Source organism: Aphanizomenon sp. CS-733/32, from assembly GCF_028330045.1.
Classification (GTDB): domain Bacteria; phylum Cyanobacteriota; class Cyanobacteriia; order Cyanobacteriales; family Nostocaceae; genus Dolichospermum; species Dolichospermum gracile.
The window spans coordinates 1-11981 of the sequence record NZ_JAQMSE010000072.1; the positions used below are offsets into that span (position 1 = coordinate 1).

The 11981-nt window shown below is 42.1% G+C and carries 7 protein-coding genes and 1 pseudogene; 3 read left to right on the forward strand and 5 right to left on the reverse strand.

The annotated features are described in order from the left end of the window. Positions 1 to 197 precede the first annotated feature (197 nt). The 5 genes and pseudogenes from PN471_RS05790 to PN471_RS05810 all read right to left on the reverse strand — a co-directional run. Positions 198 to 329, reverse strand: a pseudogene (locus tag PN471_RS05790) (site-specific integrase); the annotation flags it as partial. After that, complete coding sequence (locus tag PN471_RS05795; RefSeq protein WP_271776032.1) at positions 329 to 985, reverse strand: HAS-barrel domain-containing protein; 657 nt, start codon at positions 983 to 985, stop codon at positions 329 to 331. The pseudogene PN471_RS05790 and the gene PN471_RS05795, both read right to left, overlap by 1 nt. Before the next feature lie 167 nt (positions 986 to 1152). Then, positions 1153 to 1353 carry an NAD(P)H dehydrogenase subunit NdhS gene (locus PN471_RS05800; RefSeq protein WP_271776036.1) on the reverse strand — a complete coding sequence of 67 codons (201 nt, stop codon included), beginning with the start codon at positions 1351 to 1353 and terminating at the stop codon, positions 1153 to 1155. Positions 1354 to 1600: 247 nt separating this feature from the next. Further along, on the reverse strand, positions 1601 to 2914 hold the full coding sequence (gene rodA / locus PN471_RS05805; protein WP_271776033.1) for a rod shape-determining protein RodA: 1314 nt from the start codon (positions 2912 to 2914) through the stop codon (positions 1601 to 1603). Positions 2915 to 3060: 146 nt separating this feature from the next. Continuing rightward, positions 3061 to 4131 (reverse strand): Mrp/NBP35 family ATP-binding protein, encoded by a 1071-nt coding sequence (locus PN471_RS05810; RefSeq protein ID WP_193898514.1) that lies wholly within the window; start codon positions 4129 to 4131, stop codon positions 3061 to 3063. Positions 4132 to 4662: 531 nt separating this feature from the next. Here PN471_RS05810 and PN471_RS05815 point away from each other — a divergent pair. From PN471_RS05815 to PN471_RS05825, 3 genes are all read left to right on the forward strand, one after another. Beyond that, entirely contained in the window at positions 4663 to 4797 is a 135-nt protein-coding gene (locus PN471_RS05815; RefSeq protein WP_255539990.1) for a hypothetical protein, read from the forward strand. Between the two features lie 51 nt (positions 4798 to 4848). Then, positions 4849 to 6303 (forward strand): glycoside hydrolase 100 family protein, encoded by a 1455-nt coding sequence (locus PN471_RS05820; protein WP_271776034.1) that lies wholly within the window; start codon positions 4849 to 4851, stop codon positions 6301 to 6303. 364 nt (positions 6304 to 6667) lie between these two features. Next, the gene (locus PN471_RS05825) at positions 6668 to 11572 is read left to right on the forward strand and encodes a GAF domain-containing protein (protein WP_271776035.1); all 4905 of its coding nucleotides are present in this window, start codon (positions 6668 to 6670) and stop codon (positions 11570 to 11572) included. Positions 11573 to 11981 lie beyond the last annotated feature (409 nt).

The window sequence follows — 11981 nt, forward strand, 5'->3', positions numbered from 1 at the left end:
AAACATAATTTCTAATTGGTATGAAGTGCAAAGAAACTTATTCACTTTAGTTGTGCGCGACTACATTGTGGACAATCTTACCAATGCTTGTGCTGCTTCATCAACATAGATTCATTTTTTTGTCAATGCGTAAGTCCTATTAGTATTCCCTGAAGATGCGCTCGAATTGCACAACCATGACGTAAATCATAAGGTTAAAACTCAATTCCCACCTTTCTAAACCATCTCGATATATCTCTTCGCATCCAATTAATATTTTGCACAGATGCAATTTTTGTCACCTTTTTTTCTCAAATCTTTAATGATTTGGGATTGTGTAAATCAAATATTAAGGATGAATTTGACTTAAAATATAGCGCAACCTGTCATAATCATCTTTGAGTAACATACTCAGATGTCGTCCAGCTTTAATCAACCATTCTCGGTCAGTTTTTCGTAACTGATATACTCCTCGAATAGCGGCAGCAGCTAAAGAATCTACAGGCGCACCACTAATAAAAAGTAATGTTCGTAAAAAATCTAGTTCTTCCGTAAACTGAATAATTTCTTCTGCCTGACAATGATTAACAGCCTGGTGAATTTGTGGCGGACGGGGTGGCAAGTATTGATATACTCTGCCATTAGTACCTATATTTACAGACTTTTCCTTAAATCCCACAATCGCCGCTCGAAATTCAGTTTTGAGCATAGAAAATATCTGGGGTTGTTCCTCACGCAAAGCTTCTAAAGATAATCCTAGTGCAACCGCCCGATGTACAGAATCAATGGGCATAGTTGTGGCATGATAAACTACAGCATAAACTTGATTACCCGATTCTTCATCCACAGCGCAAACCCAACTCCCAAAAGCTGGCATTGGTGGAAAACTTAAGTCTTCTGGTTCTAAACACTGAGCCAAAAATTCCGTACTTGTCGTTTCAATTATCTCTGCAAAGTGATGAGGATGGCGATTTTCAATAGCAAACTGTGGTAAAGGTAGACGCATAAGCAGTTAAGGAACAGGGAACAGGGAATAGGGAATAGGGAACAGCAAAATCATTTGTGTAATTAACTCTGTCGCATTACTTATAGGAATTGCAGAATTTTTTTTAAATTGCCATTAGTCAATAGTCTTAGTAAATAACTAATAACCACTGACTAATGACTAAAGAATCAATTACTATTTCCCTTTTTCGGAACTGTAGTTTCAACAGGTTCTAATTCTGTTAAGCGGAAAGTAATTATTTTATCCCAATTACCACTTTCAAATAATACAGCCACTTTACCATCACTCACTCGTTGGACAAGTCCTTCAGACCGATAATATGTATCTGCGGGATTTTTGACGCGAACAGTTGCTCCAGGCAGGATCATCATATTTACCCTCAATAGTTTCCTATTAATAGCTTAATGCTTATTAGGGAATAGGGAATAGGGAACAGGGAACAGGGAATAGGGAATAGGGAATAGGGAACAGGGAACAGGGGAGAGAATTATTTATCTTCTTCTCCTTGTTCCTTCTTTATTTCTCCTAAACTCTCCTGACTCCTGAACTCCTGAACTCCTGATAGCGCAGCGTGGCGTTAGCCATACTCCTGAACTCCTGACTCCTGACTCCTCTTTAATAATACTTTTGGCGTTGACGATAATTAGCCACAGATTCTACTATACCGATCGCAATAAAGTTAGTCAGCATCGCCGAACGTCCATAACTCATCCAAGGTAGGGGAATCCCCGCCACTGGTGCCAAACCAACTGTCATCCCCACGTTCACAATCAGTTGAAACATAATCATAGACAAAACACCAATAGCTAAAAGTGAACCAAAGTTATCTTTGGCTGTTTGAGCTACGTGGAGTAAACGAAAGCAAATCAAGCAAAAAACTGATAGTAAAATTAAGCACCCCACCAGACCAAATTCTTCAGCAACAGCGGAGAAAATAAAATCTGTGTGTTGTTCAGGAACAAAATTCAGTTGAGTCATGGGACCTTTAAACAAACCCCAACCCCAAACTTCACCAGCGCCAATAGCAATGCGAGATTGAATCAGGTGATAACCAGCGCCAAGAGGATCATGTTCAGGGTTAATAAATACACTAAGTCGGTTTTTTTGATACTCCTTTAAGATATGATTCCAGGCAAAAATGCCTAATTCGCCACCAAGCAGATTAAGACATAATGATCCAATAGCACCAATCCCAAACCGCTTCCAGGGCAGACTAACCCAACCAACTATTCCCATCGCTACTGCCCATATTAAACCTAGTACACTCAATGATACTTCCTTAGATAAAACTATGGGTGTTGACATTGGCCAAGATATACTAAATAAGATTGCTGCTATGACCGGAGAAATCATCAGTATTAACCAGCCGGGGTTAGCGTTTGCCCAGTACAGCATTCCTAAAAATATTGCCCCAAATACCAGTGATGTTGCCAAGTCTGGCTGTAAAAATACCAATGCCCAAGGTACAGCCGTAATTGCCAAGACACGGAAAAAACTCTCAAGCGTAGAAGCAGTCTGCCTATGTAACAATGCAGCCAAGGTAATGATTAAGCCTACTTTAGCAAATTCTGAGGGTTGGACATTAAAACCAGCAATACTAATCCAACGCTGTGCGCCTTTGGCAGTAGTACCCGCGAGCATCACAGCTATTAAACTAAAGTTGGTCAGCCCGTAGGTGAACCAATGCCACTGCATTAAGTTTTCATAACGGCAACGAGCTAAAAATAAGGCAATAGTTGAACCAATCGCCGCTATCAGCCAGTGCCACCACCAGTCAGTTACAGGTTGCTTTAATTCTGTACTCAGAATCATCAGCCCCCCGAACATACTAACAGCAACGGGGAGAAGAAATAGTAGCCCATCTATTTGTTGCCAGGGTTTAAGCCAGGATTGCCAACCCATTTTTGGGAACGAAGGTTTTAATAACATTGTGTGAGGAGGAAGTTGGGCAGGGGAGTAGGGAGTAGGGGGGGCAGGGCGCAGGGGGTAGGGAGTAGGGAGTAGGGGAGAAATTTTCTTCTTTCTTCTTTCTTCTTTCTTCTTCTGAACTCCTGACTCGGTGACTCCTTTTTTACTTATGTCAAAGCATTAACGGAAACTTTACCTGCTACAGTGAGAGCGATCGCCTTCAATGCTTGAGCAGCGGCTGAATTAGGTTCACCAATAACTATCGGCACACCACTATCACCCCCAATTCTGGTAGAAATCTCTAATGGTACACATCCTAACAGCGGAACTCCTAATTCTGCGGCTGTTTTGGAACCACCACCAGAACCAAAAATGTCATATTGCTTGTCCGGTTGATCTGGGGGAATAAAATAGCTCATATTTTCCACAATTCCCAAAACTGGAACATTTAACTGTTGGAACATCCGCAACCCTTTCCGGGAATCCAACAAAGCTACCGTTTGTGGTGTAGTCACAATCACTGCTCCTGCCATTGGTACAGATTGGGCTAAAGTTAATTGAGCATCTCCAGTTCCTGGGGGCATATCCACAATTAAATAATCTAGTTCTCCCCATTCCACTTGATAAAGAAACTGACGAATCACACCATTCAGCATCGGACCGCGCCAAATTACTGGCTGATCTCGATCAATCAAAAAGCCCATGGAAACAAGCTTGACACCATGATTAAAAGCTGGTTCAAGAATGTCCCCTGCCTCTGTAGACCGGACATTAATTTCCGCATCACCCAAACCCAACATAGTAGGATCATTAGGTCCATAAATATCTGCATCTAATAAACCCACCTTAGCGCCAGCTTGTGCTAAAGCAACGGCAATATTTACGGCTACTGTACTCTTACCAACGCCACCTTTACCACTAGAAACAGCAATAATATTTTTGATCCCAGGTACACCGTTGCGGTCTGGTAAGCTTTTTTGCTGGGGTGTTTCCGCTGTTACTTCTATACTCACATCTGTAACACCAGAGAGCTTTTTCACAGCTTTTTGACAATCTTCGACAATAAATTCCCGTAAAGGACAAGCCGGAGTGGTCAACACCAAAGTGAAACTAACCTTGCCACCATCAATTGTGACGTTGCGAATCATATTTAATTCTACCAGACTTTTGCGAAGTTCTGGATCTTCTACTGGTCGCAACACTTCTAGGACTGCGTGGGAATCTAGGACATCATACATAGTGTGTTTACCGTTGCCGCTGACTATAAAGCTTAAAAAATTTTCATTGACAGATACTAGAATCTTAGCTTTATTGGGGTAATTGTTTAGTTGTCAGTTCTGAGAAACCAGAAATAGTAGCGGCAAACCCCCCGTAGTTGCCCCCAATACGGGGGTAGTCACTTCTTGGTTTTCCATATAATTAACTCCCTTGCTTGACTAAGTTAATTATATGGACGTTCCGTAACATAAGGCTATTTATGGGTAGAAATTGCCGAACAGTTTAAAACCCCCAATTTTTTTAACTGTTGATATTGCATATTCTGAAAAAACGTTATAACTTGTTAAGTTGTAGGGGAATAATTTATTTTGTCATTGCAATAGCCAATTGCTAATCAAGTAGATATACTACATTTAGGTAGTTCTGCATACAGAAGAATCCTTGTTGCTAGAAATTTAAAAACCTGTTAAATACGATGCAGTTTACAATACCTTTGCCATTTTTTGTAGGTTGGTTTAAGCGACAGTGCAACCTGACGCATTTATTGGGTTATGGCTCTTAACCAACCTACGAATTCAGGCTTTTTTAAGTTGGGCAAAGGTATTGAGTTTAATTTTGGTATTTTTGAAGAAATTGATATTTGCTATTTCAAAGTTATGATGAAAGTAGCATTAGAGAATAATTAAAGGTACATTTACTCCCAACAAATCTACTATCTAAATGGAGTTAGTCTGGTAATGCAACTAAACAAATTAGAGACAAGTAAAACTATAGAAAATGAAGCATGGCAGTCCTTAGAGAATTCGATTCTCTACTACAAAGGTCAGCCAGTCGGTACTGTAGCGGCTTATGATTCATCCGTCGAAGCATTGAATTATGACCAATGTTTTATTCGAGATTTTGTTTCCTCGGCGTTAATTTTTCTGATTAAAGGCAGAACAGATATTGTCAAGAATTTCCTAGAAGAAACATTAAAGTTACAGCCGAAAGAAAAGGCTCTAGATGCCTATAAACCCGGTAGAGGTTTAATTCCAGCCAGTTTTAAAGTTGTTTCTGCCAATGGGGAGGAATTTCTAGAAGCTGATTTTGGTGAACACGCGATCGCTAGAGTCACACCTGTAGATTCTTGTTTATGGTGGTTAATTTTATTACGTGCTTATGTGGTTGCTATTAAAGATCCTTCCCTGGCTTATCAACCACAATTCCAAACAGGAATTAGGTTAATTATGGACATCTGTTTGGCCAATCGGTTTGATATGTACCCGACGCTATTAGTTCCTGATGGCGCTTGTATGATAGACAGACGCATGGGAATTTATGGCCATCCTCTAGAAATTCAAGTGCTATTTTTTGCGGCTTTACGTGCAGCCAGAGAACTGCTAATTTGTAAAGGTAATGAGGATATTGTGGAAGCAATTGATAACCGCTTACCTTTATTATGTGGGCATATTCGTCAGCATTACTGGATAGATATTAACCGTCTGAATGCGATTTATCGTTTTAAAGGTGAGGAATACGGAAAAACGGCGGTTAATCTTTTCAATATTTATGCCGATTCCTTACCTTATTATGAGTTAGATAAATGGCTACCAAAAAAAGGTGGTTATTTTGCGGGAAATGTCGGACCATCACAAATGGATACTCGGTTCTTCACCCTGGGAAATTTGATGGCTGTAATTTCTGATCTCTCTACAGAGGAACAGTCCCAAGCAATTATGAATCTGATTGAAAAACGATGGGAAGATTTAGTCGGAGATATGCCTGTTAAAATCTGTTATCCGGCTTTACAAGGTGAAGAATATCGAGTTGTGACAGGATGTGACCCCAAAAATATACCTTGGTCATATCATAATGCTGGTAGCTGGCCTGTTTTAATGTGGATGTTAGCAGCAGCAGCAGTGAAAACCAAAAAACCACAGTTGGCAGAAAAAGCCATTGAAATTGCTAAAGTCAGATTATCGGCGGATGAATGGCCAGAATATTATGATGGGAAAAAAGGGAGGTTAATTGGTAAACAAGCTAGAAAGTATCAAACTTGGACAATTGCTGGTTATTTATTGGCTCAGGAACTTATTGATAATCCTGATTATTTACCATTAATTAGTTTTGATAAGTTACCTCCAGATGTGGTTTCTAGAGCTTGTGAATTTGAAGTTGGTAATATAGATATAGGAATCCGGTTTGATTCCTGATAGCGTTCACATAGTGTGCTGAAGGCATAGCGTGGCGTTAGCCATATTTTCCTACGTAGGAAGGCAAGAGGCAATCATGCAAGAGGCAAGAGGATTCGAGAATATAAAGGTGTACCGAGTTCCGTTCAAAAATCAAATAGGAGTCCTATAGATCCTTACTCAATCTTTAGGGGTTGCTGAATAAGTCTTCTATTGAAGGGAATCGCTATCTGACCATTATTAGCCTCGGAAAATTGAGGATATCCAGATAGTTGAAACTGTCACCTGTAACCTGTCACCTGTCCCCTCCCCTCACAAACAACTTTTTCAGCAAACCCTACTTAGTTCACGCTTTCAAAATATCTCCATTTATGTCTACAGACGCATGTTAAACTTTTCTACCGGGCTGACCTCCTCAGAATTGAACTCTGCCATTATCGGTAATCCGCAAGATCAGGTATTGGGGTTGGTAACTCATGAAAGTTTACGACAAACCTCTTGTTCCATAGACCTGTTACGGTTACGGACAGTCTCAGAGGTCATGACAAATCAGGTAATTTGTGCCGCACCAGATAGTTCCATGTTGGCGATCGCCCAACTCATGGCTCAAAACCGGGTAAGTTCGGTGATAATCGTGCAAAATAGCGATATTCAGGCTCAATCTCTACAAATTCCCGTGGGAATAATTACCCAGGCAGATATTGTCCAGTTTCAGGCATTAGATTTGAACCTAAAAACCTGTTTAGCTGATGCAGTGATGAGTACACCAATTTTCTCCGTCACGCCAGAGGATTCCCTGTGGGCAGTACAGCAGATCATGGAACAACACTTAGTCCGCCGATTAGCTGTCACGGGATCACAGGGAGAACTATTAGGAATTGTCACCCAAACTAATGTCTTACAAGCCCTGAAGCCTTTAGAATTATACAGACTGGCAGAAGCATTAAAAGAGAAAGTATTGCGGTTAGAAGCTGAGAAAATCAAGTTCCTAGAAACCCGTGCCATTGAACTAGAACAAGAAGTTGCCGCCCGGACAATCGCTATCCAAACTCAGATAGAAGCACAAAAACTGGTAGCAGCGATCGCTATCCAAATCCGCTCATCCTTGAGCTTACAAACCATTCTGGAGACAACAGTTACCCAGGTGCGGTCATTATTGGGTTGCGATCGCGTGAGTATTTGGCGATTAAATAGCCATGGGGAAGCCACTACAGTTGTCGAGTCTACAAACTCCTCCCCATCTCTGATCGGAAGACAAACCAAAGATGCTTGTTTTTCACAAACCCAAGTGGAAATGTATCGCCAAGGAAAGATTCGCGTTGTTCCAGATATCTACACCACCCCAATGTCAGACTGTCACCGGGATATGTTAATTCAACTGCAAACCCGGGCCAAAATTCTCGTACCGATTCTGTGTGATCAGGAAGTTTGGGGCTTTCTCAATGCCACCGAAAGCCAGCATCCCCGCGAGTGGCAAGAGTCAGAAGTGGAACTTTTGCAACAATTATCCGTGCAACTAGCGATCGCTATCCAGCAATCCAGCAACCATGAACAGTTACAGGCGCAATTGATCGAACGCCAACAGGCAAAATTCCTACAAAAACTGGTAATAGGAACGGCATCTGTCACCGGAGAGGAATTTTTTCCGGCTTTAGTCCGCCACATCACCGAAACCTTAAATGTCCAATATGCCCTAGTGACAAAATTGGTGGGTAATCAACTTCATACCTTGGGATTTTGGGCAAATGGAGCTTTACAGCCAGCAATTTCCTATGACTTGGCGCATACGCCCTGCGAATACGCCCTCAGAGAGGGGGAATTTTACTGTCAAAGCCAAATTCAAGAACTTTTTCCCGATGATTTAGACTTGGTGACAATCCAGGCAGATAGTTATTTGGGTATTGCCTTAAAAGACGATCATGGTCATGCCATTGGCAACCTTTGTATTCTGGACGTAAAACCCTTACAGGAATCCGTACGCAGGGAAGCGATCGCCATCCTTAGGGTATTTGCAGCCAGAGCCGCCGCTGAATTGCAACGTCAAGTAGCCAATGACATTCTACATGACTTGAATCAAGACTTGGAAGCTAGAGTAGAACAGCGCACCCGAGAACTACAAGTAAGAAAGTGTCAATTGCGGGAATCTCAACAGTTTATTCAAACGGTAATTGATACAATCCCTCTACCTCTGTTTTGGAAGAATTTAGCGTCGGTCTTCTTAGGATGCAATCAGCAGTTAGCCAACACCCTCAACTTGTCATCACCACAGGAGATTATTGGGAAAACTGATTTTGATCTTTCTCTGACACCAGACCAAGCAAACACCTATCGTGCCAGTGATCAACTAGTGATTGAATCAGGTGTAGCCCAATTAGGAATGGAAGAGATCTTCATTCTCCCCAGCGGCGAAACTCGATGGATCGAAACCCACAAAGCCCCCATGCGAGATGAGTCCAATAATATTATTGGTGTGGTGGGGATGTTTCAAGATATCAGCGATCGCAAAAAAGCTGAAATTAACTTACAAAATAGTGAACTACGCTTTCGGCGGATGTTTGATTCTAATGTAGTGGGTATGTTATTTGCCGATTTTCAAGGGCAGGTAACTGGTGTCAACGATCGCTTCCTCAAGATGCTGGGTTACACCAGAGATGACTTCAATGCTGGGGCAATTGATTGGCTGGCGATGACTCCACCAGAATATCTACCCACCGACTTTGCAGCTATGGGTGATCTCATCCAACATGGCTCCATTGATCCTTGGGAAAAGGAATACTACCGAAAAGATGGCAGTCGGCTTCCCATAATCATCGGAGCAGCACTTCTTCAAGACTCAGACAATCAAACCATCTGTGTAATCATAGATATTAGTGAACAGAAAGCCGCACTGCGTCAACGCCAAGAAGCTGAACTCGTCTTAGAACAGCAAGCAATACACAAGCAGTTGCTCTTCACTATTACCCAAGCAATTCGCCAATCCCTAGATATCAACGTCATTCTCAATACCACCGTCCAGGAAGTCAGAAGACTATTGGTAGTAGATCGGGTAGTGATTTACCGCTTTCAACCCGACTGGAGTGGTGAGTTTGTCACCGAGGCTGTGGTTAACGGTTGGTCAAAACTCGTGGGTTCTGATATCAATCCTATATGGACAGATACTTATCTCCAGGAAACTCAAGGAGGTAGATTTAAAAATCACGAAACCTGGGCAGTTAATGATATTTATCAGGCTAATTTACAGCCCTGTCATATTCAGCTTTTGCAACAGTTTCAGGCTAGAGCCTATGCAATTACATCTATTTTTATGGGTGACTCCCTGTGGGGTTTGTTGGGAATGTACCAAAATAGTGAGCCTTATGCCTGGACAGCGGCGGAAATCGAATTATTAGAACAAATTGCTAGTCAGGTGGCGATCGCTATTTATCAGGCAAATTTATATGCACAAGCTCAATCAGGACTGATCATCCGCCAAAAGGCAGAAGCAGAAATCTTCCGGCAGTTACAACAACAGCGCACTCTGGGGACAATTGTCCAAAAAGTGCGGGAGTCCCTAGATATCAAAGATATTCTATCCACAGTGACGGCTGATATCAAAGAATTACTCCAGAGCGATCGCGTCATCGTCTTCCAACTCTTTGCTGATGGCAAAAGTCAAATAGTTGAAGAAGCCGTTTCTAGTTCCTTAGTGTCACTCAAAGACCGTCATTGGGAGGATGAAATATGGTCTCCAGAAATTCTTGATTACTACTGGCAAGGACAGCCTCGTATAATCCCCGATGTCATCAAAGATATTTGGACAGATTGCCTGGGAAAATATTCCTGGGAGGGGCAAATCCAATCCAAAATTGTCGCCCCCATTTTACAAGAAGTCCGAGATGGAGACAACAATCGCTGGGTTGCCGCTGATAAAAACAAGAGACTTTGGGGAGTTTTAGTCGTTCATGCTTGCCTAGAAAAACGAGTCTGGAAAGACTCCGAAGCCCAACTCCTCCAACAAATTGCCAACCAATTAGCGATCGCTATTCAGCAAGCTAATCTTTTCGACCAGTTACAAACAGAATTAGCCGAACGTCTGCAAGCAGAAGCAAAGCTTACCGAAATCAATCAAAAACTCGCCATCACCAACGAAGAATTATCCCGTGCTACCCGGCTCAAAGACGAATTCTTGGCCAACATGAGTCACGAACTCCGCACCCCCCTCAACGCCATTTTAGGACTCACTGAAGTGCTGCAAGACGATATCATCGGTACAGTCAATCAACGCCAACTCAAAGCTTTACAAACCATTGAACGTAGTGGTAATCATCTCCTAGAATTGATTAACGACATCCTCGATGTAGCCAAAATTGAAGCCGGACAGATCGAACTGGACTTAACAGCAATTTCTGTCGGTCATCTGTGCCGATCCAGCGCAGCATTTATTCAACAACAAGCACTGAAGAAAAATATTCAGCTACATATCAATGTTGAAGACAATCTCCCTAACCTATTGGTAGATGAAAGACGGATTCGGCAAGTATTAATTAATCTGCTCAATAATGCGGTGAAATTTACTCCAGAAGGGGGACGCATTACCCTAGAAGTCAGCCAAGTTAACTTGAATATCAATAATCCTAGCCTCAAAATTGCCGTTACTGATACAGGCATCGGCATCGCTCCAGAAAATGTCCATAAACTATTTCAGCCCTTTAATCAAATAGATAGCGCCTTAAATCGCCAATATACAGGTACAGGATTAGGACTGGCATTGGTGAAGCGAATTGTCGAATTACATGGCGGTAGTGTGGGATTAACTAGTGAACTAGGTGTGGGTAGTTGCTTTACCATCGAACTACCCTGTTCTTCCTCATCAGAAATCATGGTCAATTATCAATCAACCACTGGTTCAACAATAGATACCCCAGAGGAGACGACAGTAGCAAACCAAGCCCCACTAATTTTACTAGCAGAAGATAACGAAGCCAATATTATTATGTTTTTTAGCTACCTCGCAGCTAGAGGCTATCGCGTCCTGGTAGCGAGGGATGGTCAAGAAGCCATTGACATGGCACAAACTCATCAGCCAGACTTGATTCTCATGGACATTCAAATACCAAAAATGGATGGACTCGCAGCCATGAGACAGATTCGCCTCGATCCTACCTTAATTGATACACCGATAATTGCCCTCACAGCATTGGCCATGACAGGCGATCGCGATCGCTGTTTAGAAGCAGGAGCAAATGATTATTTAACCAAACCAGTTAAACTGAAACAACTGGCTATCACTATCCAACAACTTTTAAACTAAATGTAGGTTGGGTTGAGCGATAGTGAAACCCAACATTATGGCCGTATACACTCTTTGTAAATTTTTGTAAATTGTAAAACCTGTAGGGGCGGGGTTTCCCCACCCTCAATTACTGAGTTCGACATAAGATAATTTGTGGAAAACTGCCCCAAGTACGAGTCTCAAACCCTGATGATCTCGTTGAAAAAATCATAACTCCCTTCGCGTAGCGTCTCCAAAGGAGAAACTCCTAACACCGAACTCAGGTTCAATTGTATTGCTATAGCCTTAAGTGACGTACTCCACACACTCCCTTTCAGGTGAGTGTGGGCTTCTCAGTGACTCCTCTATGAGGACATTAACTGAGCTTTAAGACCGTGCGCCCCACGGTTCTTTGGTTTTGAGATTTGTTTTTTGTTTTGTAGGCTGC